This is a genomic window from Herbaspirillum sp. Her3 (assembly GCF_057961275.1).
The window spans coordinates 4,860,276-4,885,569 of sequence record NZ_CM176328.1 but is presented as its reverse complement, the minus strand read 5'-3'; the positions used below and the strand labels follow the sequence as shown (position 1 = coordinate 4,885,569).

Below are 25,294 nucleotides of genomic sequence, written 5' to 3'. Positions count from 1 at the left end.
GCCGGAAAGTCAGTCGGGACGGGGGTGAGCGGCGAATCTGAAGGATTGTTCCAGTTTGTTGCCTGAGATGCGCTGTAGCGGCAGGTCCTGTCCGTTCCAGGTGAAGTGCAGTGTCAAATTCCGGCTATTTTCCAGCCAGCGCAGCAGGGCCTCCTCGTCAGCCCGGCCTTCGTGATGCAGGCAGGGCAGCAACTGCGCCAGGTCGCGGTCATCGACCCCAGCGATGCACTGGCCGCTGCGCAGGTAGAGGCGCCCGGTCTCATCCATCCAGGCGGCATCGATGTGTTCCCACACGACGCCCGTATGCAGCACGAGCGTGAGTCCTGCCTGCGCCTGCGCTGCCGACTGGGTACGCAGGATATGCGGCATCCACTCCAGCTCCACATACACCCGCTGCGGCCCGTTCTGGAAATACCAGCGGCCCGCCTCGTCGCAGGCATAGTTGCGCTCGATGAAGGCCAGCAGGGCAGGGTGGCGGATGGGGTCTCCCGGCAAGTCCAGCTGCTGCGCGCGTTCATCGCGCATGCGCCATTGGCCGCGCGCATCCAGGCGCAGCCAGCCGAAGCAGTGCGGTACGTTGGGCCAGCGGGCCATGGCCTGGCGGACGATCTCATCCATGGGCCAGCTCCGTGCGGGCGGCGAAACTGCTTTCGGTCTTGCCTTCCAGGAAGTGCAGGAGCCGCTGCGGCAGCCAGTCGAGGCGGCCCGGTGGACCGCCGGCGGCAAAGCCGACGTGGCCACCTTGTTCGGGATACTCCAGCACCACTTCCGGCGCCGCCGAGCGCGGCAGGTGGCGCGCCGGCAGGAAGGGATCGTTCTGCGCATTGAGCACCAGCGTGGGCACGCTGATGTCATGCAGGATGTGCTTGGCGCTGGCGCGGTCCCAGTAATCGTCGGTATTGCGATAGCCGTGCAGGGGCGCGGTGACCACGTTGTCGAAGGCGTACAGGTCGCGCGCTGACAGCAGGCCTTCGCGGTCGAACAGGCCCGGAAACTGGTCCAGCTTGGCCAGGCATTTGGGCCGCATGGTGCGCAGGAAGACCCAGGTATAGAGCCGGTTGAAGCCGCTGGCCAGGGCCGCGCCGCCGCCGGCCAGGTCCAGCGGGGCCGACACCGCGCAGGCGGCATCGACGATCTCGGCCTCGTGCTGCGATTCGCCCAGCCAGCGCAGCAGCGCATTGGCGCCCAGCGAGACGCCGCAGGCGTACAGGTGCGTGGCCGCCAGGTCCTGCTGGCGCAGCTTCAGGCGGCGGATGATCCAGTCCAGCTCGGCAGTGTCGCCCGAGTGATAGAAGCGCGGCGCCAGGTTGATCTCGCCCGAACAGCCACGGAAATGCGGAATCGCCCCATGCCAGCCGCGCCGCTGCACCTCGGCCATCAGGGCGCGGCTGTAGTGGCTGTCGGAAGAGCCTTCCAGCCCGTGGAACAGCACCAGCAGCGGCCGTCCGGGCTGGCCGTCGACGAAATCGATGTCGATGAAGTCGCCATCGGGCGCTTCCCAGCGCTCGCGCCGGTAGGCCACCGGCGGCTTGGGCAGGAAGGTCGAGGGATAGATGGTCTGGAGATGGCCGCCGGGAAGCCAGCGGGGCGCAATGTAAAGCATGGTGCAGCCTTGCTCGGGTCGGATGGCGCAAGCGCCTGTGGATAAATCAGGCGGCGGTCAATGCAGCATGGCCCCGCTGACCACCGCTTCGGCCGGTGCCGGTCCCGGCGCCACCGAGGCGTGATGCAGCACCAGGCGCCAGCCCATGGCGGTCTTCTGGTAGACGTTGGTGGCGATGACGTGGACGTCGGACTGCAGCTCGCCACCCTGGTCGATGTCTTCGACCACGCTGTGCACGGAGGTCATCAGGTTCTGCGTCACGTGCAGCTGGCGCGGACGGATGTGCAGGCCGCCATTGGAGAGGATGTCTTCCCACACCGCACGGATTTCCGCATGGCCGACCAGGCGCGGAGCGCCGGGGTGGATGCAGACGATTTCCTCGTCATCGGCCCACAGGTCCATCAGCGCTTCCAGGTCGGCACGGGCCAGGGCGTCGTAGTAGGCGGCTTCGATTTCATCGGGTGAGCCATGGATCAGTTTGTTGCGAGGCATGACAATCTCCGGATCAGATGAAAAGAGGGCCTTGTGGGCCCTCTCGTGTCTGGTGCGAAACCTGGTTTTTAATGGCCCTTGACCACGGTGCCAGGTTTGAGCTGGTACTGGGTGCCGCAGTACGGACATTTGGCCGCGCCATGCGCGTCCAGTTCCAGGAACACGCGCGGGTGCGAGTTCCAGGCCGACATGCTGGGGTTGGGGCAGTGGGCCGGCAGGTCCTTGGCTTCGAGCAGGACCACGCCCTGCGATGCTTGAGCTTGGCTCATCTTGTTCTCCGTTGCTTGCAATTGACTAACGACTAAAAACTGACTAACTGAATGAGTGACTGCAGTGGCGACGCCTTACACCAGCGTGAGCCAGTGCTTGTACTGCGGCGCCCGGCCCGACACCACGTCGAAGAACAGGGTCTGCAGCTTCTCGGTGATGGGACCACGGCCGCCATTGCCGATGACGCGGCGATCCAGTTCGCGGATCGGTGTGACCTCGGCGGCGGTGCCGGTGAAGAAGGCTTCATCGGCGCAATACATTTCATCGCGGGTGATGCGTTTCTCGATGACCTCGATGCCCAGGTCGCGCGCCATGGTCAGCACGGCGTCGCGGGTGATGCCATCCAGGCAGGAGGCCAGGTCGGGAGTATAGAGCTTGCCGTTCTTGACGATGAAGACATTTTCGCCCGAGCCTTCCGAGACATAGCCGTCGGTGTCCAGCAGCAGGGCTTCGTCGTAGCCATCGGCCACCGCTTCCTGGTTGGCCAGGATGGAATTGATGTAGTAACCGCTGGCCTTGGCGCGCACCAGCGACACATTGACGTGGTGGCGGGTGAAGGAAGAGGTCTTCACGCGGATGCCCTTGTTGATGCCATCCTCGCCCAGGTAGGCGCCCCACGGCCAGGCCGCGATGGCCACGTGGATCTGGTTGCCCTTGGCGGACACGCCCAGTTTTTCCGAGCCGATCCAGATCAGCGGGCGGATGTAGCAGGATTCCAGCTTGTTTTCGCGCACCACCTGGCGCTGCGCCTCGGCCAGGGTGGCCTGGTCGTACGGCACTTCCATCTGGAAGATCTTGGCCGAGTTGAACAGGCGCTGGGTATGTTCCTTCAGGCGGAAGATGGCCGTGCCTTCCGGCGTCTTGTAGGCCCGCACGCCCTCGAAGACACCCATGCCGTAGTGCAGGGTGTGGGTCAGTACGTGGATGGTGGCGTCACGCCAGTCGATCAGCGCGCCGTCCTTCCAGATCTTGCCGTCGCGGTCAGCCATGGACATGGTGGTCTCCCTGTGTGCGTTGAGTGCAAAACTTCCCGAAAATGACTGCCCGGTTCTGCTGCATTGAACTGAAGAACAGGGCAAAGAGCTCCATTTTAGCGGATTCACGCGAGCAAAAACTTTCATCTGTAGAATGAAGGCCCTGAGCGAAAATGCTGTACAACACCCCGCGTGCCAGTCACCGCCGGCCGCGTCTTCAATCCCCACGGACGAACAATGCTGAAGGAGACAGGCGAGGACGGCTCACGGTCCGCAAGCGATGGCTTCCCGCATGACCCCGCCCGCGCCCGCCGCATCGAGAAGGACGCCTTCCAGGAAGGCTGGCGCGCCAGCGCCTCGACCATTCCCGCCGTGCTGGCCTGGGGCATGGTCTCGGGCATGGCCATGGTCAAGTCGGGCCTGTCGATCTACCAGTCGCTGGGCATGAGCTTCCTGGTCTATGCCGGTTCGGCCCAGTTCGCCGCGCTGCCGCTGCTGGCGGCCGGGGTGCCGCTGCTGGTGGTGTTTTTCACGGCCATGATCGTCAATCTGCGCTTCGTGATCTTTTCGGCCGCCGTGGCGCCGCACTTCGAGCATCTGCCCTGGTACCGGCGGATCTGGTACGGCTTCTTCAATGGCGATATCTCGATGGCGTTCTTTCCGCAACGCTATCCGCCCTCTACCTTCGGTCAACCTGCCGGCAAAGTCGGCTATTTTGCTGCGATCTGTTATCCCGGCTGGGTGGCCTGGCAGTTGGGCTCGACCCTTGGAATCCTGCTGGGCAGCCAGATCCCGGAAAGCTGGAACATCGGCTTTGCCGGCACCCTGGCCCTGATCGCCGTGATGATCCCCATGACCAGCAGCCTCCCGGCCTTGGCGGGGGTGGTGGTGTCGGGCACGGTGGCGGTGCTGGCGCTGGAGTTGCCCTACCGGCTCGGGCTGCTGCTGGCCATGGTGCTGGGCATGTGTGCCGCCATGCTGGCTGACAAGCTGTTGCCCGGCAATGACAGGGATGCGGAGGCAGCGGCATGAACGAATGGTACGTCTGGGGCGCCATCGCCCTGATGACGCTTTCCACGGTCATCACCCGCAGCGGCTTCTTTCTCTTCGGCCATGCGGTCAAGCTGCCGCCGCGCGTCAAGCATGCGCTCAGCTACGCCCCGGCAGCGGCCATGGCGGCCATCATCTTCCCGGATCTGGTGACGTCGCACGGGGTCATCGAGATGAGCCTGGGCAATCCAAAGTTGCTGTCGGGCATCGGTGCAGGCGTGTTCTTTGCGGCAACGCGGCATCTTTTGGGAACTATTGTGGCAGGAATGTCACTCTTTACACTGCTGCGCTGGTTGTTGTGAAGTTTCGCGCAGACCGGCCGGATGCGCTCCGGATGTTGTTCAAGCTGCCAAAAAGGCGTCAGGAGCAGGTCAGGCTGGAGTAAAATACGACGTTTTTCGCCCCCTTCTTCGAATTCCTACCTATGAAATTCAACCGACTGAGCGATCTGATTTCTGCCAAGCAATTGCAAGGCAAACGCGTCTTCATCCGTGCCGATCTGAACGTCCCGCAGGATGATGCCGGCAACATCACCGAAGATACCCGCATCCGCGCTTCGGTCCCGGCCATTCGCGATGCCCAGCAGGCAGGCGCTGCAGTGATGGTGACTTCCCACCTGGGCCGCCCCACCGAAGGCGAGTTCAAGCCCGAGGATTCGCTGGCGCCGGTGGCCAAGCGCCTCTCCGAGCTGCTGGGCAGCGAGGTCAAGCTGGTTGCCAACTGGGTGGACGGTGTGGAGGTGCAGCCCGGCCAGGTCGTGCTGCTGGAAAATTGCCGCCTGAACAAGGGCGAAAAGAAGAACAGTGACGAGCTGGCACAAAAGATCGCCAAGCTCTGCGATATCTACGTCAACGATGCCTTCGGTACCGCCCACCGCGCCGAAGCCACCACCTACGGCGTAGCCAAGTTTGCCCCCATCGCCTGTGCCGGACCGCTGCTGGCTGCCGAGCTGGATGCATTGGGCAAGGCCCTGAACCAGCCAGCCCGTCCGCTGGTGGCCATCGTGGCCGGTTCCAAGGTCTCCACCAAGCTGACCATCCTCAAAACGCTGGCCGAAAAGGTCGACAACCTCATCGTCGGTGGCGGCATTGCCAACACCTTCATGCTGGCCGCAGGGCTCAAGATCGGCAAGTCCCTGGCCGAGCCGGACCTGGTGGACGACGCCAAGGCCATCATCGACCTGATGGCCAAGCGCGGCGCCTCGGTGCCCATCCCCACCGACGTGGTGGTGGGCAAGGAATTCTCGCCGACCGCAGCGGCCACCGTGAAGGCCGCCGCTGACGTGACCGACGACGACATGATCTTCGACATCGGTCCCCAGACCGCTGCCGCCCTGGCTGAACAGCTGGGCCGTGCCGGCACCATCGTCTGGAATGGTCCGGTGGGCGTGTTCGAGTTCGACCAGTTCGGCCGTGGTACCGAGACGTTGGCCCGCGCCATCGCGGCTTCCTCGGGCTTCTCGATTGCCGGTGGTGGCGACACGCTGGCCGCCATCGCCAAGTACAACATTGCCGACAAGGTGGGTTACATCTCCACCGGCGGCGGCGCCTTCTTGGAATTCCTCGAAGGCAAGACCCTGCCGGCCGTCGAGATCCTGCTGCAGCGCGCGCAGTAAGCTTGAGCGGCACCGCGCCCTGTTGCCGGGCGCGGCGCCTTGCCGTTCCATCCGGATTCTGAGTCTGTAGCACCACCAATGATGAACGCGTCCGAGACGCGCGTTCGGGGCGGAAGCTCTCCGCCTGATCGGCCCTGCATCGGGCCGGGCAGCGGGCTTCTATCACCAAGTCGCAACCAGAAGGTATTCATGTCCAGAGCAACAAAAATCGTCGCCACCATCGGTCCCGCTTCCAGCGACCGTGAGACCCTGACCCGCATGATCCGCGCCGGCGTTGACGTCGTGCGCCTGAATTTCTCGCACGGCAAGCCCCAGGACCATATCGACCGCGCCACCCTGGTGCGCGAAGTGGCCGACGAATGCGGCAAGAAGGTCGCCATCATGGCCGACCTGCAAGGCCCCAAGATCCGCGTGGGCAAGTTCGAGAATGGCCGTGTCATGCTGGCCAACGGCGACAAGTTCATCCTCGACGCCGATTGCCAGATGGGCAACCAGGAGCGCGTGGGTCTGGACTACAAGGCCCTGCCGCGTGACCTCAAGGGCAACGACATCCTGCTGTTGAACGACGGCCTGATCGTGCTGAAGGTCGAGCGCGTGATGGGCAACGAAATTCACACCGTGGTCAAGATCGGTGGCGAGCTGTCCAACAACAAGGGCATCAATCGCCAGGGTGGTGGCCTGTCCGCGCCTGCGCTGACGGCCAAGGACATGGACGACATCAAGACCGCCATGAGCTTCCAGGCCGACTACGTGGCCGTGTCCTTCCCCAAGAATGCCACCGACATGGAAATGGCGCGCCAGCTCTCCAATGTGGCCGGTGAACCCTTCGGCCACAAGCCGATGATGATCGCCAAGATCGAGCGCGCCGAAGCGATCCCGCTGCTGCAGGAAATCCTGGATGCCTCCGACGGCATCATGGTGGCCCGTGGCGACCTGGCCGTGGAAGTGGGCAACGCTGCCGTGCCGGGCTTGCAAAAGCGCATGATCAAGATGGCGCGCGCCTCCAACAAGCTGACCATCACCGCGACCCAGATGATGGAGTCCATGATCGTCAACGCCGTGCCGACCCGCGCCGAAGTCTCCGACGTAGCCAACGCCGTGCTCGATGGCACCGATGCCGTCATGACTTCGGCCGAGACCGCCTCCGGCAAGTATCCGGTGGAAACCGTGGAAGCCATGTCGGCCATCTGCCTGGAAGCCGAGCGCTCCGAAAACGTGCAGCTGGACGCCGACTTCCTGAACCTGCGCTTTACCCGCGTGGACCAGTCCATCGCCTATGGCGCGCTGTTCACCGCGCACCACCTGCGCGTGAAGGCCATCGCGGCGCTCACCGAATCCGGTTCGACGGCGCTGTGGATGAGCCGTCACAACATCGATATCCCGATCTTTGCGATCACCCCCAATGTCGCCACGCGCCGCAAGGCTTCACTGTTCCGCAACGTGCATACGCTGGAACTGGCCCAGGCGCCCGACACCGAAGCCATGTTGAAGGGCGCCCAGGATCTGCTGCTGGCTCAAGGCGTGGTGCAGAAGGGTGACCTGATCGTCGTGACCTGGGGCGAGCCCATCGGCCAGGTCGGCGGCACCAATGCGCTGAAGATCCTGCGCGTTGGCGAGTACTGATTTTTCATCGTTCTGGAGTTTTCATCATGCCTCTCGTATCCATGCGTCAACTGCTGGACCATGCCGCCGAAAACGGTTACGGCCTGCCGGCCTTCAACGTCAACAACCTGGAGCAGGTCACGGCCATCATGGAAGCCGCCAATGAAGTCGGCGCGCCCGTGATCATGCAAGCCTCCGCAGGCGCCCGCAAATATGCCGGCGAAGCCTTCCTGCGCCACCTGATCTCGGCGGCCGTGGAAGCCTATCCGCACATCCCCGTGGTGATGCACCAGGATCACGGCCAGTCGCCGGCCGTCTGCATGGCTGCGATCAAGTCCGGTTTCTCCTCCGTGATGATGGATGGCTCGCTGGAAGCCGACGGCAAGACCGTGGCCAGCTACGAGTACAACGTCGAAGTCTCGCGCAAGGTGGTGGAGTTCTCGCACGCCATCGGCGTGACCGTGGAAGCCGAACTGGGCGTGCTGGGTTCGCTGGAAACCATGAAGGGCGACAAGGAAGACGGCCACGGCGCCGACGGCACCATGACTCGCGAACAGCTGCTGACCGACGTCAACCAGGCTGCCGACTTCGTGAAGGCCACCCAGTGCGACGCGCTGGCCATCGCCATCGGTACCTCGCACGGTGCCTACAAGTTCTCGCGCAAGCCGACCGGCGATATCCTGGCCATCGACCGCATCAAGGAAATCCACGCCCGCATCCCCAACACCCACCTGGTGATGCACGGTTCGTCCTCGGTGCCGCAGGAACTGCTGGCCGAGATCCGCGAATTCGGCGGTGACATGAAGGAAACCTACGGCGTGCCCGTCGAGGAAATCCAGGAAGGCATCAAGCACGGTGTGCGCAAGATCAACATCGACACCGACATCCGCCTGGCCATGACCGGTGCCGTGCGCCGCTACCTGTTCGAGAACCCGTCCAAGTTCGACCCGCGCGACTACCTCAAGCCGGCCCGCGAAGCCGCCAAGCTGGTCTGCAAGGCACGTTTCCTGTCCTTCGGTTGCGAAGGCCAGGCTGGCAAGATCAAGCCGATCTCGCTGGAAAAGATCGCCGAGAAGTACAAGAGCGGCGAACTGGCACAGATCGTCCAGTAAGCACGCAAGCCGCTGAACGGCTCACGCCGGACGCAAGGCCCCACCGACCGGAATCGCCCTGAAAATGGCGATTCCGGTTTTTGACTTTACGAGAAGACCACCATGAGCAGTCTCTACAAATCCTCGATCACTTCCCTGCCGCTGCTGGGCACAGGCAAGGTCCGCGAAAACTATGCCGTCGGCGACGACAAGCTGTTGATCGTGACCACCGATCGCCTGTCGGCCTTCGACGTCATCATGAACGAACCGATTCCCGGCAAGGGCAAGGTCCTGAACCAGATGAGCGATTTCTGGTTCGACAAACTCGGCCACATCGTGCCCAACCACCTGACCGGTATCGATCCCGAGTCCGTGGTGAGCCCGGCCGAAGTGGAGCAGGTGCGCGGACGCGCCGTGGTGGCCAAGCGCTTGAAGCCCATCCTGGTGGAAGCCGTGGTGCGCGGCTACATCATCGGTTCGGGCTGGAAGGATTACCAGGCCACCGGCGCGATCTGCGGCATCCAGCTGCCGGCCGGCCTGCAACAGGCCTCCAAGCTGGAACAGCCGATCTTCACCCCGGCCGCCAAGGCCGACCTGGGTGAGCACGACGAAAACATCAGCTTCGAAGAAACCGAAAAGCGCATCGGCACCGAACTGGCCCACAAGATCCGTGATGTGGCCATCCAGCTCTACAAGGAAGCCGCCGACTACGCCGCCACCCGCGGCATCATCATCGCCGACACCAAGTTCGAATTCGGCCTGGACGACAATGGCGTGCTGCACCTGATGGATGAAGTGCTGACTGCCGATTCCTCGCGCTTCTGGCCGGCTGACAGCTATCAGGTCGGTATCTCGCCGCCGTCCTTCGACAAGCAGTTCGTGCGCGATTACCTGGAAACCGTCGAGGGCTGGCAGAAGACCCCGCCTGCACCGGCGCTTCCGGCCGAAGTGATCGAAAAGACCGGCGCCAAGTACCGCGAGGCGCTGGAACGCCTGACTGGCGAGAAGCTCAAGGACTGACGAGGGCTGGATATGAACGATACTGTCAAACCGCTGGTAGGCGTGGTCATGGGTTCGTCCTCCGACTGGGAGGTGATGCAGAACGCGGTCGCCATCCTCAAGGACTTCGGCGTGCCCTTCGAAGCCCAGGTGATTTCTGCGCACCGCATGCCGGACCAGATGTTCGCCTACGCCGAGAGCGCCCGCACGCGCGGCCTGCGCGCCATCATCGCCGGTGCCGGCGGTGCCGCGCACCTGCCGGGCATGATCGCCGCCAAGACCATCGTGCCGGTGCTGGGCGTGCCGGTGCCCTCCAAGTACCTGCGCGGCGAGGATTCGCTGCTGTCCATCGTGCAGATGCCCAAGGGCATTCCGGTGGCCACCTATGCCATCGGTGAAGCCGGTGCCGCCAATGCGGCGCTCTCCGCCATCGCCATGCTGGCCACCACCGACGCGGCCCTGGCTGAAAAGCTGGAAGCCTTCCGCAAGACCCAGACGCAAGTCGCTCTCGACATGAAGTTGCCTGTATGACCCAGCAGTCCGCCTCCACCCTTCGTCCCGCCGTTCCCTCGACCACCCCGGCCACCTGGCTGGGTGTGATGGGCGGTGGCCAGCTTGGCCGCATGTTCGCCCACGCGGCGCAGAGCATGGGCTTCAAGGTCGCCGTGCTGGAAGCCGACGCCGATTGCCCGGCCGGGCAGGTGGCGGATCGCCTGATCAATGCAGCCTACGACGATGGTCCGGCACTGACGGAACTGGGTGCGTTGTGCGCCGCCATCACCACCGAGTTCGAAAACGTCTCGGCCAGGAGCCTGGCCACGCTGGCCGAGCAGACCTTCGTGGCGCCGGCTGCCTCCGGTGTGTCGATTGCCCAGGACCGCACGGCCGAGAAGGCTTTCTTCACCGAATGCGGTGCGCAGTCCGGCGTGCTGCCGGCACCGCACCTGGTGATCAACAGCGAGGCCGACATCGACGGACTCGATGCCAATCTGCTGCCAGGCATCCTCAAGACCGCCCGCATGGGCTACGACGGCAAGGGCCAGGTGCGCGTGCGTTCGGTGCAAGAAGTGCGTAGCGCCTTCGCCGCTATGAAGGGCGTGACCTGCGTGCTGGAAAAGATGCTGCCGCTGGCCTATGAGGTCTCGGTGCTGGTGGCGCGCGGTGATGATGGCCAGGCGGTGGTCTATCCGATTGCCGAGAATGTGCATCGTGACGGCATCCTCTTCACCACCACCGTGCCCGGTCCCAACATCAAGGCCGATGCCGCCGAACGCGCGCAGCAGGCGGCCTTGCAGATCATCGGCGCGATGCAGTACGTCGGGGTGCTCTGCATCGAATTCTTCGTACTGGAAGATGGCGCGCTGGTGGTCAACGAGATGGCCCCGCGTCCTCACAACAGCGGCCACTACACCATCGATGCCTGCGTCACCAGCCAGTTCGAACAACAGGCCCGCGCCATGGCACGCCTGCCGCTGGGTGATACGCGCCAGCATTCGCCCTCGGTGATGTTGAACATCCTCGGCGATGTCTGGTACGAGGGTGACACGGACACGCAGCGCGAACCGGCCTGGGACAAGGTGCTGGCGCTGCCCGGTGCGCACCTGCACCTGTACGGCAAGGCTGAAGCGCGCCGTGGCCGCAAGATGGGCCACGTCACCTTCACCGGTGCCACGCTGGCCGATGCCCAGCGCCAGCTGGCGGCCGCCTGCGCCATCCTCGGCATCGCGCTGTAAGAGGGCATGCCATGACCAACAAGCGCGCTTCTTCCGCTGTGCCCATCGATGCGGCGGCGATCATGCAGGCCGCCCGCAAGCTGGAGCAGGGCGGCCTGGTGGCGTTCCCGACCGAGACCGTCTATGGCCTTGGCGGCGACGCCGAGAATCCGGCCGCGATTGCTGCCATCTATGCGGCCAAGGGCCGGCCGGCCAATCATCCGGTGATCGTGCACGTTTCACCGGAAGCCGACATCGGCTACTGGGCCGCTTCGGTACCGGTGGAAGCGCGTCGCCTGATCGCCTCGTTCTGGCCGGGTCCGCTCACGCTGATCTTGAAGCGCGCCGCACACATCCCCGATGCCGTGGCCGGTGGCCAGGATTCGGTGGGCGTGCGCTGCCCTTCGCATCCGGTGGCGCAAGCGTTGCTGCGGGAATTCCGTGGCGGCAAGGGCGGTATCGCCGCGCCCTCGGCCAACAAGTTCGGGCACGTCAGCCCGACCACGGCCGAGCACGTGCGTGAAGAATTTGGTAGCGATGCCGATAGCCTGGTCGATGTCGTGCTCGATGGCGGCCAGAGCGAAGTGGGCATCGAATCGACCATCGTCGATCTGTCCCGCATCGAGACCCATGGGCCGGTCCTGCTGCGTCCCGGCCAGATCAGCGCCGACCGCATCGCCGCCGTGCTGGGCGTACCGGTGGCCACGCCCGACGCCTCCGCGCCGCGCGCCTCGGGCACGCTCGATGCGCATTACGCGCCGCATACGCCGGTGGTGCAGGTCGCTGCTGCCGAGCTGCCGGCCGTGCTGGGCAAGCTGGCCGGCATTGGCCAGAAGGTGGCCTTGATCCGGCGCGAATTCCGGGGCGACGGCGAGGTGGCCGTGACCCGTCCCATGTCGCTCACTGCCGACGCCTATGCTCATGACCTCTATGCGGCCCTGCGCGACATGGACCATGTAGGCGCTGACCTGATTGTCGTCGAATCCCTGCCGGTCACGGCTGAGTGGCAAGGCGTCAATGACCGCCTGCGCCGCGCCGCTTTCGATTCGCAGGGTTTGCTGGTGCGCCTCTTGGGCGGCTGAGGCTGCCGCTGCGGCTTTTTCCGCCTTCGCGCTTTTTTCCTCCCTCCGCTCAGCCGCGCCCGTACTGACTTCCGGGTCAGTACGTGGTTGCCAAAAGCAGACAAGCACGATCGTGCTCTTCACATCTTCTATACAAATTGTGACAAAGCTGGCATAGTATCTCCACGAAATAGCACGCGCGTTCTTTTTGTTTCATCGGCGTAGAAAATGCGTACTCATCAGTTACGTTGACTTACGCTGAATAATGAAAAACGGTGACCAGCCGTGGCATCAATCCCGTCAGACGCCAGACGTCGGGAATAAAAAATCCGGGCACTGCCCGCAACTCTTGGAGACAGCAATGCAAAAACAATTTTCCTTCCTGCCCCACATCGCCGCCTTGTCAGTGATGGCAGCTTGCGCTGCACCGGCCATGGCGCAAACGGCGGGCAGCAATATCGTCAACGTGGGCTGGTTCCATCTGGCGCCGCAGGATTCGAGCGAGACCCTGCGCAAGAACGATGGTCCTGGCGCTGGCCCGGTCACTGGTTCGGGCGCCACCATTGGCAACGCCGATACACTGGGTATCGCTTTCACCCACTTCTTCACCGACAACATCTCGCTGACTGCCGACCTGGGCATTCCGCCGACCTTCGAGCTCGACGGCACCGGCACACTGGCCGGCGTGGGCAAGATCGGCCAGGCCAAGCAGTGGAGCCCGGCGATTGTGGCGAAGTACCACTTCGGCGATGCCAACAGCGCCTTCCGTCCCTTCGTCGGTGCCGGCGTGACCTACGTCTGGTACGACAGCGTTGAACTGACCGATACCTTCCAGCGCACCATCTCCAGCAAGTACACCAATGGTGCCGTCACCAGCGCCAAGTCCAGCGCCAACCTGAGCTCCTCGTGGGCGCCGGTGCTGACCGTGGGTGCCAACTACAACTTCGACAAGAACTGGTCCGTGGGCCTGTCCGTGTCCTACATCCCGTTGAAGACCAATGCCGACATCACCACCGAGCTGCCCGCCGCGGCCGGTGGCACGACGCACTCCAGCACCAGCCTGACGATCAATCCGATCGTGACCTTCCTGTCGGTGGGCTACAAGTTCTAAGACTGGAAACCTGCTGCAAAAAATGGCGCCCGGAGCAATCCGGGCGCCATTTTCATTGGGGTGGTGGCGTGAGCGCGTCCGCCTTGGCGGTCAGAACGCTTCGGTCTTGATGAAGCGGCCGTTATGGAAGACCAGCGCGGACTGGGGATCGACTTCGCAATGTTCGACCTCGCCCACGAAGATGACGTGATCGCCTTCCGGGTACTGGCTGCGGTTGTGGCATTCGAACCAGGCCGAGGCGCCATCCAGCACCGGCTGGCCGGTGCGCGAGAGGGTGTAGGAGACGCCTTCGAAGCGGTTCTCCATCTTGCTGGCGAATTGCTGCGCCAGGTGTGCCTGGCCGGCGCTGAGGATGTTGATGACGTAATGCGAGTTACCGGAAAACACCGGCAGGCTGTTGGCGCGCGTGCCGAGGCTCCACAGCACCAGGGGCGGGTCCAGCGAGACCGAGTTGAAGGAGCTGGCGGTCAGCCCCAGCAGGGTGCCATCGGCCAGGCGGGTTGTGATGACGGTGACGCCTGTGGCGAACTGCGACAGGGCCTGACGGAAATGCGCCGCGTCGAACTGACGCGCTTGGGCGCGGGGGAAACGTGTGTGCATCGGGAGTCTGGTCGGAGGTCGAAGCGCCCCGGCCGTCGCGTGGCGGCCAGCCGGTCAAGGCGCAGAGATGCACATGATAGCGGATCGCGCGCAGTCTTGCCGCAGGGGTGGGGCGTCGCGATCTTGACATTGCCCCATGTTGGCCGCACCTGAAGGGCTGAATTGGGGTACAGTTTTACGACAAGCAACTTAACGGGAGAACATCATGGCCACGGAAATCGCAGTATTGGGCGGCGGTTGCTTCTGGTGCCTGGAAGCGGTCTACCAGCAGGTCAAGGGCGTGCAGTCGGTGGAATCCGGCTATACCGGCGGCAGCGTGGTCAATCCCAGTTATGAACAGGTCTGCAGCGGCCAGACCGGGCATGCGGAAGTGGTCAAGCTGGCCTTCGATCCGCAGCAGATCAGCTTCCGCGAGATTCTGGAAATTTTCTTCACCATCCATGACCCGACCACCCTGAACCGCCAGGGCAATGACGTCGGCACGCAATATCGTTCAGTGATCTACTATCAGGACGAAACCCAGCACGAGACGGCCAAGCACGTCATCGCCGAGATGGCGCTGGTGTGGGATGCGCCCATCGTGACCGAGCTGTCGCCACCCCAGCCCTATTACCGGGCCGAGGATTACCACCAGAACTATTTCGTGCAGCATCCCTTCCAGGGCTACTGCGCCTTCGTGGTGGCGCCCAAGGTGGCCAAGCTGCGGGAAGTATTCGCCGAGAAGAGCAAGCCCGAATAATCGTTTCGCAGACCATCTCAAATCACAACGGGCATGCCATGGCATGCCCGTTGTGCTGATGGGGCTGGCGAGTTTTTTTTCGTTATCGATAGATGTAGCGACGCGACCACGGCAACTGCTGCGCACTGCGGCCGGCCTTGGAGCAGATGACCTGGTACAGCGAAATCCAGTCACGTTCGAAACCGTAAGCACTGCCGGCCAGGTAGACGCGCCAGATACGGTAGTGCTTCTCGTCGGTGACGCCGTGGATGGCGTCGGCATTGGCTTCGAAATTGTCGGCCCAGATGCTGCAGGTGCGGGCGTAGTGGCGGCGCAGGTTTTCCACGTCGAAGGCTTCCAGGCCGCCTTCCTGCATGGTCCTGAGCACCGTGCTGATGTGCGGCAGTTCACCTGCAGGGAAAACGTACTTGTCGATGAATTCCCCCGCGCCATAGGGCGATTCGCCGTTCTCGATGTCGGTGCTGGTGATGCCGTGGTTCATGGCCAGGCCGCCATCGGCCAGCAGCTTCCTGATCTGGGCAAAATAGCTCGGCAGGTTCTTGATGCCCACGTGCTCAAACATGCCCACCGAGGTGATGCGGTCGAAGGTGCCGGTGACGTCGCGATAATCCTGCAGACGGATATCGATGCGGTCGGCCAGCCCGGCGGCCTGCACCCGCTCGCGCGCCAGTGCGTACTGGTTCTTGGAGAGCGTCACCCCCACGCAGCGCGCGCCGTACTTCTGCGCCGCCCGCAGCACCAGTGCACCCCAGCCGCAGCCGATGTCGAGCAGGGTCTGGCCGGGCTTCAACTGGATCTTTTCCAGGATATGGTCGATCTTCTTGAGCTGGGCCGTGGCCAGGTCCTCGTCGCCATTCTCGAAGTAGGCGCAGGAATAGACCATGTTCTCGTCCAGGAACAGCTTGTAGAAATCGTTGGAAACGTCGTAGTGGTACTGGATGGCTTCGGCGTCGCGCTTCTTGGTGTGCGTCACGCTGCGCACCATGCGGCCCAGCCGGCCTTCGGCCTTGAGGGTCTTGGAGGCCAGGCCGTTGGCGACCTGGATGATGCTCTTGACCTTGCCTTCGACCTCGATCTTGCCTTCGACGTAGGCCTCACCCAGATTGGCCAGGGAAGGGGTGAGCAGGGATGTGATGGCTGAGGCGTGCGGAACCTTGAGCGTGACTTCGGGTGTACCGCTGCTGAAGTCGTACTGCCGTCCGTTCCACAGCTCCAGCCGCAGGGGCAGGGCCGAACCGTTGCGAATGTTTTCTACCCAGGCGTCTAGCTTCTTTTCCCAAAACACGATGTCCTCCGCGTCAGTGATGAATGCTGTCGGCCCTGCCAGGCATGGGATGTCGTCAGGGCTGCAGGCGCTGCCGCTGCCACTGGCCGTCCACCGAGCGCGTGTAGAGCACGCGGTCGTGCAGGCGGGAGGGGCGGCCTTGCCAGAATTCGATGCGATCGGGAATGACACGGTAGCCGCCCCAATGTTCCGGACGGGTGGGGTGTTCCCCGAATTGCTGCTTGGTTGCTGCGTATTGCTGTTCCAGTGTCTCGCGGCTGGCCACGGTCCGGCTCTGCTGCGAGGCAATCGCGCCGAGCTGGCTGGCCAGGGGGCGACTGTAGAAGTACGCGTCGCTCTCTTCCTTGGTCACGCGTTCGATCTTTCCTTCGATGCGGACCTGGCGTTCAAGTTCGACCCAGTGGAACAGCAGTGCCACGTAGGGATTCTCCGCCACATCGGCGCCCTTGCGGCTGTCGTAGTTGGTAAACCAGGTAAAGCCCCGCTGATCGAACTGCTTGATCAGGATGATGCGCGAGGAAGGCCTTCCATCGGCCCCGACGGTGGCCACGCTCATGGCGTTGGGCTCGGGGATCTGGGCCTTGGTCGCCTCATCGAACCAGACCGCAAACTGGTCAATGGGATCGGCGGCCGTGTCGACTTCGGACAGGCTGGCGCGGCTGTAATCTTTACGTAGGTCAGCTAACGACATGCTTCTTGCTCCTTGGGGAGTAGCGCTAGATTAGCGCGTTTCAAAATGTTTTGCAGAGCAGCAAAACGGCGAATGCGAGCCATTGTGCGGCCTGGCGGCCGATCACTCCATGATCGCAAGCAAGGCGCACCAATAAAAAAGCCGATGCATTATCGCATCGGCTTTCCCGGTTTGCCGGTGGCAGACACGCGTTCTGCCCGGCTCAAACCAGATCGGCTGGATCAGTTGGTCTTGATCGCTTCGACCTGGATGGCCAGCTTGGTCTCCATCGAGAAACCATACTTGGCGCCGTAGTCGATACCGAAGTCGGCACGGTTGAAGGTGGCCGAGGCGTCGCCGCCGCAGACTTCGCGCTTGAGCATCGGATGCTGGATGCAGGTGAACTTGTTGATGGTCAGGGTGACCGGCTTGGTCACGCCGTGCAGGGTCAGGTTGCCTTCGACCGAAGCCGGCTTGTCGCCGTTGAACTTGATCGTGCCCTTGTACTCGGCGGTGGGATACTTGGCGACGTCGAACATGTCGGCGCTCTTGGCGTGGTCGTTCATCTTGCCCATACCGAAGTCGATGGAAGCGGTGTCGATGACGATATCGACGGTGCCGGTCTTGGCGGCGCGGTCCAGGGTCACGCTGCCGCTGGTCTTGTCGAACTTGCCGCGCCAGATGGACACGCCCATGTGGTCAGCTTCGAAGCTGGGATAGGTGTGGCTGGGATCAATGCTGTAGGTGTCGGCAGCGTTGGCGGAGAAAGCGGCGCCGGCCGCAACCAGGGCCAGCAGGAGGTGGTTCAGTTTCATGTGTTTCAATTCCTTGAGTGAGAAAAAACGCTGGGAAGCCCGCCCGAAGGCGGTGCGTCAATGGCGCGGAACGACTTCTTTGGTATTGTTGGTGCGGATTACTGGGCCACGATGTGGAACTTGATCGTCACGTCATCGGCCACCATGCTGGTGTCTTTCCATTCACCTTCACCGATGTTGTAGGTCAGGCGCTTGATGGGCAGCACGCCGTCGAAGACCTGGGCAGCGCCTTCCTTCTTGAGTGTGAGCGGGAAGGACACGTCGTTGCTCTTGCCCTTGATGGTCAGCTTGCCGGCCACGGTGAACTTGCCCGCGCCTGCGGCCTTGATGCTGCTGGCCACGAAGCTGGCCTTGGGGAATTGGGCGGCGTTGAACCACTCCTTCTTCTGCACTTCCTTGTTGTACTCGGCGTCACCCAGATCGAAGCTGGCCACGTCGATGTCGACCGTCGCCTTGCCTTGTTCCGGCTTGGCAGCGTCGAAGTCGATGGCGGCGCTGATCTTGTTGAACTTGGCATCAACCGGCACGTTCAGTTGCTTGAAGGTGGCCACGACGGTGCTCTTGGTGGCATCCACCTTGAGCGGCGCAGCCTGGGCGGAGAGTGCAAAGGAAGCGGCGGCGAGGGCCAGCAGGGAGGGTTGGAGGAAACGGGAGAAAGTCATGTCGGATTCCGTAAAAAAACGAGCAATATGAATGATCTTGCGTAGTGCCTGCCTTGCAGGGGTTCAGGGCAGCATGCGCTTGAAGATATTGTCACGATCGACGAACTGGTGCTTGAGCGCAGCCAGTACGTGCAGGGCGAATGCGGCCAGCAGGGTCATGTTGAGCCAGTAGTGCACTTCCTTCAGGAGCGGTTTGAGTTCGGGGTTGGGGGCCATCAGCACCGGCAGCGGCACCACGCCGAGATACACCACGGGCACGCCGGCTGAGAGGCTATAGAAATAGCCGGAGACGGGAATGGCGAACATCAGTGCGTACAAGCCAAGGTGCAAGCCATGCGCGGCCGATTGCTGCCAGCCCGGCATGTTGGCCGGATAGGCCGGTGCCTTGTGCGTGAGGCGCCACAGCAGGCGCACGCAGGCCAGGGCCAGCACCGTCACGCCCAGCCACTTGTGCCAGGAAAAATACTTCAGCTTGGTCGGGGTCAGGCCGGGAATGTCGACCATGGTCAGGCCAAGGCCGAAGGCGGAGATGATCAACAGGGCAATCAGCCAGTGCAGCAGCACGGCAGGTTTGGTATAGCGTTCCATAGGATGTTGTGGCGAGCGTAGGTGGCGTTTGGAGCGGCTGGCTCTGCAATGGTTCTGCAGGGCGGGCAGGCCGGGCTGGCGTCGCGGAATGCTGGAAAATTCCGGAGAATTCCGGGCGGCAACCGATGATGCCACTCTTTCTGACCCTGCTGAGTATAAAGAGCTTTCGCTGCTCGCATTACTCGCCGAAATGGTACTTCAGCCGTCCGTTTTTACGAGTAATCATCACGGTGCTTCACAATCTTGGCTACTCAAATGAAAAATGGCGCACATTGCTGTGCGCCATCGTTCATGTTGCTAGATTCAGAGATGAAGAATCAGATCTGCTTGGCCAGTTCCACGGCGGTGCCGATGTAGTTGGCCGGGGTCATGGCCAGCAGGTGGTCCTTGGCCTCTTGCGGGATGGCCAGGCCATTGATGAAGTCGCGCAGGGCGTCCTTGGAAATGCCCTTGCCGCGCGTCAGTTCCTTCAGTTGCTCATACGGATTCTCGATGCCATAGCGGCGCATGACGGTCTGCACCGGCTCGGCCAGCACTTCCCAGGTGGCGTCCAGGTCGTCGGCCAGGCGCTGCGGGTTCACTTCCAGCTTGTTCAGGCCGCGCAGGCAGCTGTCATAGGCCAGCAGGGTATAGCCGAAGCCCACGCCGATGTTGCGCAGCACGGTGGAGTCGGTCAGGTCACGCTGCCAGCGCGACACCGGCAGCTTCTCGGCCAGGTGCTTCAGGACGGCATTGGCCATGCCCAGGTTGCCTTCGGAGTTCTCGAAGTCGATCGGGTTGACCTTGTGCGGCATGGTCGAGGAACCGATTTCGCCGGCCTTGGTGCGCTGCTTGAAGTAGCCCAGGGAGATGTAGCCCCAGATGTCGCGGTTCAGGTCCAAGAGGATGGTGTTGGTGCGGGCCACGGCATCGAACAGTTCGGCCATGTAGTCGTGCGGCTCGATCTGGATGGTGTAGGGGTTGAAGGTCAGGCCCAGGCGCTTTTCCACGACATCTTTGGAGAAGGCCGCCCAGTCGGTCTGCGGGTAGGCCGACAGGTGGGCGTTGTAGTTGCCCACGGCGCCGTTCATCTTGCCCAGGATCTCGACGGCGGCGATGCGCTTGGCCGCACGTTGCAGGCGCGCCACGACGTTGGCCACTTCCTTGCCCAGGGTGGTCGGGCTGGCCGGCTGGCCGTGGGTGCGCGAGAGCATCGGCACGGCGGCGTGTTCGTGGGCCAGTGCGGTCAGCTTGGCGATGACGGCTTGCAGCGAGGGCAGCAGCACGGTGTCGCGTGCAGCCTTCAACATCATGCCGTGCGAGGTGTTGTTGATGTCTTCGGAGGTGCAGGCGAAGTGAATGAATTCGGAGGCGGCCACCAGTTCGGGCACATCCTTCACTTTTTCCTTGAGCCAGTATTCGACCGCCTTGACGTCGTGGTTGGTGACGGCTTCGATTTCCTTGATGCGGGCGGCGTCGGCTTCGGTGAAGTCGGCAGCCAGCTTGTCCAGCAGCGCGCGGGCGCTGGCCGAGAACGGCTTGATCTCGGCAAAACCGGCTTCGGACAGCGCTTGCAGCCAGGCAATCTCGACCTTCACGCGGTGGTGCATGAAGCCCGCTTCAGACAGCAGCGGACGCAGTTGATCGGTCTTGGAGGCGTAGCGGCCGTCCAGCGGGGACAGGGCCGAGAGAGCAGAGAGGGACATGATGGAAACGATGGAAACGGATGAGATGCGTTGACTGAAGATTGGCGAGTTTTGGCCGGCATTTGCTCCAAAACCCGAATCGCCCGAGCCCGCCATTTTACCATCGGCACGCCGGCCGGCCCAATTTTCCGGTCTGCGTGGTCCTGCGGGACCGTTGCTTTCCGTTCCTGATGCAATTGTTCGCGAAGCTTCACAAATTTGTCAGGAAATGCGAATGTTATAATCAATGTACATAAATACACCACACGCTATGCTAAAACTCATCGGCTCCAATGCCAGTCCGTTCGTGCGCAAGGTGCGCGTCGTGATGGCCGAAAAAAAGATCGATTACGAATTCATCCTGGAAGATGTCTGGAGCGCATCGACCACCATCCAAGAGAGCAATCCGCTGGGCAAGGTACCTTGCCTGTTGATGGATGATGGGGGTGCCATGTTCGATTCGCGGGTGATCGTCGAATACCTCGATACCTTGACACCGGTGGGCAAGCTGCTGCCGCCCAACGGCCGTGAGCGCGCCGAGATCAAGTGCTGGGAAGCGCTGGCCGATGGCGCTCTGGATGCGGCCGTGCTGGTGCGCTTGGAAAAGACCTTGCGTCCCACCAAGCAGCAGAGTCCGGAATGGATCAAGCGCCAGTGGAGCAAGGTCGAAGCGTCCTTGAAGGCGATGGCCGAGGGCCTGGGTGAGAAGCCTTTCTGCGTGGGCAACCATTACAGCCTGGCCGACGTGGCCGTGGGCTGTGCGCTGGGCTGGCTGGCGTTCCGTTTCCCGGACCTGGCCTGGCGCGAGGATTATCCGCAACTGGCGCGGCTGTTCGACAAGGTGTCGGAGCGGGCCAGCTTCAAGGAGACCGTGCCGCATCTGTGAGGCATGGTGCCATACTGAAGGCCGACAACAAAAAAGCGCGCTCCGGGGAGCGCGCTTTTTGTTTGCCCGTGCGGTGGCCGCCGGGCGTCGGGATTACTCCTCGGAGGGCGACATCTGGCTTTGCAGGTAATTCTGGATACCTACCTTGTCGATCAGGTCCAGCTGGGTTTCCAGCCAGTCGATGTGTTCTTCGGTGTCATCCAGGATCATCTGGAACAGTTCACGGGACACGTAGTCGCCCAGCTGTTCACAGGTGGCGATGCCTTCCTTGACGGTCTTCTGGGCGCCCTGTTCCAGCTTCAGGTCACATTGCAGCATTTCCTGGGTGTTTTCGCCGATCATCAGCTTGTGCAGCGCCTGCAGGTTGGGCAGGCCGTCGAGCATCAGGATGCGGTCGATCAGCTTGTCAGCGTGCTTCATCTCGCCGATGGATTCGGCGTATTCCTTGGCGCCGATCTTGTCCAGGCCCCAGTGCTTGTACATGCGTGCATGCAGGAAGTACTGGTTGATGGCGGTGAGCTCATTGGTCAGTTGAGCATTGAGCAACTTGATGACTGCGGGATCGCCTTTCATGGGGATTACCTTTAAAAAATGATGTAGGAGGAAAACCGCGTTAGTTATGGGTGACGTATAGCTGCCGGACCGCGGACGGTCGGATCATAGTCGAGTTGCCCGCATTGTTCATCAACAATTATCGCTAATCATTCTTACTTTGGTTGCTCCTCGAGCAGAAAATCAAAAAAAACCTCCGTCGCCAGGCGAGGGAGGTTTTCCAAGGAGAGGCCGGTTGGACGGGCCATGGTGGTGCGGGGCCTGTGTTGCCGTCGGCCCCTGGGCGATGCTCTGCCGGTGTTATTTCCGGTGTTATTTCTTTTCAGGATCGGTCACGAAACCGATCTTGGTCAATCCGCCTGACTGTGCCGCCGACATCACCTGGGCCACCTTTTCATACTGGGTGGTGCGCTCGGCGCGCAGGTGCAGTTCGGGCTGCGGCTGCTTCTGGGCGGCTGCCGCGATGCGGGCGTTCAGCTCGCTGCTGTCGATCTTGTCTTCATTCCAGAACACGTTGCCGGCCGCATCGATGGACAGGTTGATGCTTTCCGGCTTGACCTGATCCGGCTGGCTGCTGGCCTTGGGCAGGTCGATCTTGACCGCATGGTTCATCACCGGAATGGTGATGATGAAGATGATCAGCAAGACCAGCATCACGTCCACCAGCGGGGTGGTGTTGATCTCGGGATTGAAATCGTCGTCCGAATCGGACAGGGAACCCATCGCCATCATGCCCTCCCGACTGCAGTCAGCTTGGCCTTGCCGCCGTTGGGCTGGCCATCTTCACCGGCTGCACGGGCACCGGTGACGAACAGGGCATGCAGGTCGAAGCCGAACTTGTTGAGCTTGGCGATGGTGGTCTTGTTTCCACGCACCAGGGCGTTGTAGCCGAAAGTCGCGGGGATGGCCACGGCCAGCCCCAGAGCGGTCATGATCAGGGCTTCGCCGACCGGGCCGGCCACCTTGTCGATGCTGGCCTGGCCGGTGGTGCCGATGGACACCAGCGCGTGATAGATGCCCCAGACGGTGCCGAACAGGCCCACGAACGGTGCGGTGGAACCGACCGAAGCCAGCACGGCCATGCCGGTCTGCAGCTTGCCGGAAGCTTCGTCGATGGCCTGGCGCAGCGAGAGGGTCACCCAGTCGCTCACCGAGAGCTGGTCATGCAGGTGGCCCTTGTGGGCGGTGTGGTGGCTCATGGCGGTGACACCAGCCTTGGCCACTTCGGCGAAGGGGTTGTCCTGGCCCAGGGTGGCCACGCCTTCGGGCAGGCTGGTGGTATCCCAGAACTTGTGGCCGGCCGCAGCCGAAGCCTTGCGGAAACGCAGCAGCTGGAAGGCCTTGGTGAAGATCACGTACCACGACGCGATCGACATGGCCAGCAGCAGGACGGCGACGCCCTTGGTAACGAAATCGCCTTGGGCCCAAAGGCTTTCCAATCCGTAGGGACTAACTTCCATGATGTTTTCCTTCGATTTATGGTTCAGATGAGGGGAATGATGAAACGAAATGACTGCATGGCCGGGCTAGGCCCGGCCATTCAAGGTTCCAATCTCGGCTCAATTCAATTGAGGCGGAAAGCCAGGCTGCCGACCGTGCTCACGGTGATGGCCTTGCCGTTTTCGATGTAGGGCTTGAAGACGGCGCGCATCACGGCGCTGCGGGCAGCATCGTCCAGGCGCGAATAGCCGGACGACTTGATGATCTCGACCTTTTCCGCGCGGCCGCTGGTGTTGACGGTCACCCGGAATTCCACCACGCCTTCTTCACCCATGCGGCGCGAGACGCTGGGATAGGTCGGGTTGGGCTGCTGGATATATTCGATGCCGGAGGTGATCTGCTTGGGCAGGACCGGTCCGGGCGGTGCGGCCGGTGCCGGAGTCGGCTCGGCGGCTACCTGCGGTGCCGGCGTGGCCGGTTGCGGCGGCTGGGGCGGTGCAGTGATGGCGGTCGGTGCCGGGGTTTCGGTCACCGGAATGGGCTTGGGCGGTGCCACCACTTTCTTGACGATCTTCACCTGCTTGGGCGGGGCCGGCTCGGCCTTGGGCGGCGCGGGCTCGGGGGCCTTCTCGGGAACGATGAAGGTGGCGATCACTTCCTTGGGAACGGCGCTGGCGACCTGGTGGACCAGGCCGCTTTGAAGCGCCCAGAAAAAGGCAATGTGCAACAGGATGATCAGTCCCAGCGGACCGATCTTGCGTGCCTGGCGCATCAGGGCGCTGGGTGGGCTGACACTCATGAGAGACGGTGAAATGGCGTTCATTGATCTGATTCAGGCGGCGGCCAGCGAGGGATGGAACACCACCGGACGCACGCCTTGCTGTGTTTGACGGGAACTGCTGAGGCACTCGCGCAGGACGTTCTTGGCGCAGGAATGGCACTTGCCGCAGCAGGTACCCACGCCAAGCTGCTTGCGCAGCTCGGCCATGGACGTCATGCCTGCGTTGACCGCCTGATGTATCTTGCCTTCGGAGATGTTGTTACAAACACATACGATCATTGTACGCCTTGCTGCCTGCTCTACCAGGCTCTTAACGATGGCTAGGATCTCGCCCCTGCAACCATGCGCGAGAAGAAATTGAATTTTTCCTGCGGCGGCATCGTCCGTTCCACCACATGCGCCCACTGTTCCGAGAGCTGCTGGCAGGTGGCCCGCAGGACCGGCGCCAGGTTGGGCAAATCCGCCAGGGCCTTCAGGTGTCTTTCGATCACCGAGGCCAGCTTTACGCAACTTTGCGTTTCCTGGCTGTTGTTGGCGGTGTAGTGCGACATCAGATGCAGCACGGCGGACACCAGAAGTTCAGGCTGGGCCGGTGCGCTGCTCGGTTCCACGAATGTGGACGTCATGTTCTCGTTGACCATCAAACTCTCCTCGCGGGCTAGCTTGGCTGGCGGTGCGTCATGACGGACGACACTGGCTGGCCTGTTTAGGGATCCACCTTGACTGAGACTGCCGGCTCAGGCCGTCAGGATCAGCTTGTTCAACTGCGTCAGCCGCAGCTTGTAGATGCGACCACCGTGATCGATCTCCAGTTCGCGCATCTGACGGAACAGGTCCGTGCTCTTGATGCGGGTGATCGGCGTTCCGTTGGCGGTCGTGCCCGGCTTGTTGCGACGTTCCATGCTGTTGTCGTTCAGTTGGCTCATTACAATCACCTCCTATTAAATGCGAACAATTCTTATTTAGATTATTTTCCATTTGCGGCGGGATTGCAAGTCCTTTTATCGGTGTGATTGATAATTTTTATCATTT

The 25,294-nt window shown here is 62.3% G+C and carries 32 protein-coding genes; 13 read left to right on the top strand and 19 right to left on the bottom strand.

The genetic code is table 11. The features are described 5' to 3' along the window. Nucleotides 1-9 precede the first annotated feature (9 nt). The 5 genes from ACVC5H_RS22240 to ACVC5H_RS22220 form a co-directional block, all read right to left on the bottom strand. Complete coding sequence (locus ACVC5H_RS22240) at nucleotides 10-618, bottom strand: DUF2946 family protein (RefSeq protein WP_489619890.1); 609 nt, start codon at nucleotides 616-618, stop codon at nucleotides 10-12. Beyond that, complete coding sequence (locus tag ACVC5H_RS22235; protein ID WP_489619889.1) at nucleotides 611-1,603, bottom strand: YheT family hydrolase; 993 nt, start codon at nucleotides 1,601-1,603, stop codon at nucleotides 611-613. The genes ACVC5H_RS22240 and ACVC5H_RS22235 overlap by 8 nt, the downstream gene beginning before the upstream one ends. 57 nt (nucleotides 1,604-1,660) lie before the next feature. Further along, nucleotides 1,661-2,095 carry a YybH family protein gene (locus tag ACVC5H_RS22230; RefSeq protein ID WP_489619888.1) on the bottom strand — a complete coding sequence of 145 codons (435 nt, stop codon included), beginning with the start codon at nucleotides 2,093-2,095 and terminating at the stop codon, nucleotides 1,661-1,663. 68 nt (nucleotides 2,096-2,163) lie between these two features. Next, entirely contained in the window at nucleotides 2,164-2,364 is a 201-nt protein-coding gene (locus ACVC5H_RS22225) for a zinc-finger domain-containing protein (RefSeq protein ID WP_489619887.1), read from the bottom strand. 75 nt (nucleotides 2,365-2,439) lie between these two features. Then, complete coding sequence (locus tag ACVC5H_RS22220) at nucleotides 2,440-3,360, bottom strand: branched-chain amino acid transaminase (protein ID WP_489619886.1); 921 nt, start codon at nucleotides 3,358-3,360, stop codon at nucleotides 2,440-2,442. Nucleotides 3,361-3,576: 216 nt separating this feature from the next. On the opposite strand from ACVC5H_RS22220, the gene ACVC5H_RS22215 reads away from it, so the two are divergent. The 10 genes from ACVC5H_RS22215 to ACVC5H_RS22170 all read left to right on the top strand — a co-directional run bounded on the left by ACVC5H_RS22215 (nucleotide 3,577) and on the right by ACVC5H_RS22170 (nucleotide 13,580). After that, nucleotides 3,577-4,371, top strand: coding sequence for an AzlC family ABC transporter permease (locus ACVC5H_RS22215; RefSeq protein WP_489619885.1), 795 nt, complete (start codon nucleotides 3,577-3,579; stop codon nucleotides 4,369-4,371). Beyond that, the gene (locus ACVC5H_RS22210) at nucleotides 4,368-4,691 is read left to right on the top strand and encodes an AzlD domain-containing protein (protein ID WP_489619884.1); all 324 of its coding nucleotides are present in this window, start codon (nucleotides 4,368-4,370) and stop codon (nucleotides 4,689-4,691) included. Before ACVC5H_RS22215 ends, ACVC5H_RS22210 begins: the two co-directional genes overlap by 4 nt. Before the next feature lie 122 nt (nucleotides 4,692-4,813). Beyond that, a complete protein-coding gene (locus ACVC5H_RS22205; protein WP_489619883.1) occupies nucleotides 4,814-6,004 on the top strand; it encodes a phosphoglycerate kinase in 1,191 nt (396 codons plus the stop codon). Between the two features lie 189 nt (nucleotides 6,005-6,193). Next, nucleotides 6,194-7,627 carry a pyruvate kinase gene (pyk, locus tag ACVC5H_RS22200; RefSeq protein ID WP_489619882.1) on the top strand — a complete coding sequence of 478 codons (1,434 nt, stop codon included), beginning with the start codon at nucleotides 6,194-6,196 and terminating at the stop codon, nucleotides 7,625-7,627. Nucleotides 7,628-7,653: 26 nt separating this feature from the next. Further along, nucleotides 7,654-8,718, top strand: coding sequence for a class II fructose-bisphosphate aldolase (fba, locus tag ACVC5H_RS22195; RefSeq protein ID WP_489619881.1), 1,065 nt, complete (start codon nucleotides 7,654-7,656; stop codon nucleotides 8,716-8,718). A gap of 102 nt (nucleotides 8,719-8,820) precedes the next feature. Continuing rightward, a complete protein-coding gene (locus tag ACVC5H_RS22190; RefSeq protein WP_489619880.1) occupies nucleotides 8,821-9,717 on the top strand; it encodes a phosphoribosylaminoimidazolesuccinocarboxamide synthase in 897 nt (298 codons plus the stop codon). Between the two features lie 12 nt (nucleotides 9,718-9,729). Further along, nucleotides 9,730-10,227, top strand: a complete 498-nt coding sequence (purE, locus tag ACVC5H_RS22185) for a 5-(carboxyamino)imidazole ribonucleotide mutase (protein ID WP_489619879.1) — start codon at nucleotides 9,730-9,732, stop codon at nucleotides 10,225-10,227. Next, nucleotides 10,224-11,429: a 5-(carboxyamino)imidazole ribonucleotide synthase gene (locus tag ACVC5H_RS22180; protein ID WP_489619878.1), complete on the top strand. Its 1,206-nt coding sequence runs from the start codon at nucleotides 10,224-10,226 to the stop codon at nucleotides 11,427-11,429. The genes purE and ACVC5H_RS22180 overlap by 4 nt, the downstream gene beginning before the upstream one ends. Nucleotides 11,430-11,440: 11 nt before the next feature. Beyond that, nucleotides 11,441-12,490 (top strand): L-threonylcarbamoyladenylate synthase, encoded by a 1,050-nt coding sequence (locus ACVC5H_RS22175; RefSeq protein ID WP_489619877.1) that lies wholly within the window; start codon nucleotides 11,441-11,443, stop codon nucleotides 12,488-12,490. 340 nt (nucleotides 12,491-12,830) lie between these two features. After that, complete coding sequence (locus ACVC5H_RS22170) at nucleotides 12,831-13,580, top strand: OmpW/AlkL family protein (RefSeq protein WP_489619876.1); 750 nt, start codon at nucleotides 12,831-12,833, stop codon at nucleotides 13,578-13,580. A gap of 90 nt (nucleotides 13,581-13,670) precedes the next feature. Here ACVC5H_RS22170 and ACVC5H_RS22165 read toward each other — a convergent pair whose 3' ends face one another. Continuing rightward, entirely contained in the window at nucleotides 13,671-14,180 is a 510-nt protein-coding gene (locus tag ACVC5H_RS22165; protein ID WP_489619875.1) for a flavin reductase family protein, read from the bottom strand. Between the two features lie 205 nt (nucleotides 14,181-14,385). Between ACVC5H_RS22165 and msrA the strand changes: the two genes are divergently transcribed. After that, nucleotides 14,386-14,919 (top strand): peptide-methionine (S)-S-oxide reductase MsrA, encoded by a 534-nt coding sequence (gene msrA / locus ACVC5H_RS22160; RefSeq protein WP_489619874.1) that lies wholly within the window; start codon nucleotides 14,386-14,388, stop codon nucleotides 14,917-14,919. An 82-nt stretch (nucleotides 14,920-15,001) separates the two neighbouring features. Here msrA and ACVC5H_RS22155 read toward each other — a convergent pair whose 3' ends face one another. From ACVC5H_RS22155 to ACVC5H_RS22135, 5 genes are all read right to left on the bottom strand, one after another. Continuing rightward, the gene (locus ACVC5H_RS22155) at nucleotides 15,002-16,204 is read right to left on the bottom strand and encodes a class I SAM-dependent methyltransferase (protein ID WP_489619873.1); all 1,203 of its coding nucleotides are present in this window, start codon (nucleotides 16,202-16,204) and stop codon (nucleotides 15,002-15,004) included. Nucleotides 16,205-16,259: 55 nt separating this feature from the next. Further along, complete coding sequence (gene pdxH / locus ACVC5H_RS22150; protein ID WP_489619872.1) at nucleotides 16,260-16,895, bottom strand: pyridoxamine 5'-phosphate oxidase; 636 nt, start codon at nucleotides 16,893-16,895, stop codon at nucleotides 16,260-16,262. 221 nt (nucleotides 16,896-17,116) lie between these two features. Further along, nucleotides 17,117-17,689, bottom strand: a complete 573-nt coding sequence (locus ACVC5H_RS22145) for a YceI family protein (RefSeq protein ID WP_489619871.1) — start codon at nucleotides 17,687-17,689, stop codon at nucleotides 17,117-17,119. Between the two features lie 98 nt (nucleotides 17,690-17,787). Continuing rightward, nucleotides 17,788-18,351 (bottom strand): YceI family protein, encoded by a 564-nt coding sequence (locus ACVC5H_RS22140; RefSeq protein WP_489619870.1) that lies wholly within the window; start codon nucleotides 18,349-18,351, stop codon nucleotides 17,788-17,790. Between the two features lie 63 nt (nucleotides 18,352-18,414). After that, nucleotides 18,415-18,939, bottom strand: a complete 525-nt coding sequence (locus ACVC5H_RS22135; RefSeq protein ID WP_338718007.1) for a cytochrome b — start codon at nucleotides 18,937-18,939, stop codon at nucleotides 18,415-18,417. A gap of 88 nt (nucleotides 18,940-19,027) precedes the next feature. On the opposite strand from ACVC5H_RS22135, the gene ACVC5H_RS22130 reads away from it, so the two are divergent. Continuing rightward, nucleotides 19,028-19,198 (top strand): hypothetical protein, encoded by a 171-nt coding sequence (locus ACVC5H_RS22130; protein WP_489619869.1) that lies wholly within the window; start codon nucleotides 19,028-19,030, stop codon nucleotides 19,196-19,198. A 58-nt stretch (nucleotides 19,199-19,256) separates the two neighbouring features. Here the strand turns inward: ACVC5H_RS22130 and purB are convergent, their stop codons facing one another. After that, nucleotides 19,257-20,624 carry an adenylosuccinate lyase gene (gene purB, locus ACVC5H_RS22125; RefSeq protein ID WP_488927414.1) on the bottom strand — a complete coding sequence of 456 codons (1,368 nt, stop codon included), beginning with the start codon at nucleotides 20,622-20,624 and terminating at the stop codon, nucleotides 19,257-19,259. Between the two features lie 250 nt (nucleotides 20,625-20,874). Here purB and ACVC5H_RS22120 point away from each other — a divergent pair, with 250 nt between their 5' ends. Continuing rightward, on the top strand, nucleotides 20,875-21,489 hold the full coding sequence (locus ACVC5H_RS22120; RefSeq protein ID WP_338718009.1) for a glutathione S-transferase family protein: 615 nt from the start codon (nucleotides 20,875-20,877) through the stop codon (nucleotides 21,487-21,489). Between the two features lie 93 nt (nucleotides 21,490-21,582). On the opposite strand, the gene bfr is transcribed toward ACVC5H_RS22120, so the two are convergent. From bfr to hemP, 7 genes are all read right to left on the bottom strand, one after another. Then, nucleotides 21,583-22,062 (bottom strand): bacterioferritin, encoded by a 480-nt coding sequence (gene bfr, locus ACVC5H_RS22115; RefSeq protein ID WP_489619868.1) that lies wholly within the window; start codon nucleotides 22,060-22,062, stop codon nucleotides 21,583-21,585. Between the two features lie 291 nt (nucleotides 22,063-22,353). Further along, on the bottom strand, nucleotides 22,354-22,770 hold the full coding sequence (locus ACVC5H_RS22110; RefSeq protein ID WP_489619867.1) for an ExbD/TolR family protein: 417 nt from the start codon (nucleotides 22,768-22,770) through the stop codon (nucleotides 22,354-22,356). Then, nucleotides 22,770-23,501 carry a MotA/TolQ/ExbB proton channel family protein gene (locus ACVC5H_RS22105; protein ID WP_489619866.1) on the bottom strand — a complete coding sequence of 244 codons (732 nt, stop codon included), beginning with the start codon at nucleotides 23,499-23,501 and terminating at the stop codon, nucleotides 22,770-22,772. Before ACVC5H_RS22105 ends, ACVC5H_RS22110 begins: the two co-directional genes overlap by 1 nt. 104 nt (nucleotides 23,502-23,605) lie before the next feature. Further along, the gene (locus ACVC5H_RS22100) at nucleotides 23,606-24,304 is read right to left on the bottom strand and encodes an energy transducer TonB (RefSeq protein WP_489619865.1); all 699 of its coding nucleotides are present in this window, start codon (nucleotides 24,302-24,304) and stop codon (nucleotides 23,606-23,608) included. A 9-nt stretch (nucleotides 24,305-24,313) separates the two neighbouring features. After that, nucleotides 24,314-24,541: a (2Fe-2S)-binding protein gene (locus ACVC5H_RS22095; protein ID WP_338718014.1), complete on the bottom strand. Its 228-nt coding sequence runs from the start codon at nucleotides 24,539-24,541 to the stop codon at nucleotides 24,314-24,316. 41 nt (nucleotides 24,542-24,582) lie between these two features. Then, nucleotides 24,583-24,903, bottom strand: a complete 321-nt coding sequence (locus ACVC5H_RS22090; protein ID WP_489619864.1) for a hypothetical protein — start codon at nucleotides 24,901-24,903, stop codon at nucleotides 24,583-24,585. A gap of 96 nt (nucleotides 24,904-24,999) precedes the next feature. Next, nucleotides 25,000-25,188, bottom strand: coding sequence for a hemin uptake protein HemP (hemP, locus tag ACVC5H_RS22085; protein WP_006461712.1), 189 nt, complete (start codon nucleotides 25,186-25,188; stop codon nucleotides 25,000-25,002). Between the last annotated feature and the right edge of the window lie 106 nt (nucleotides 25,189-25,294).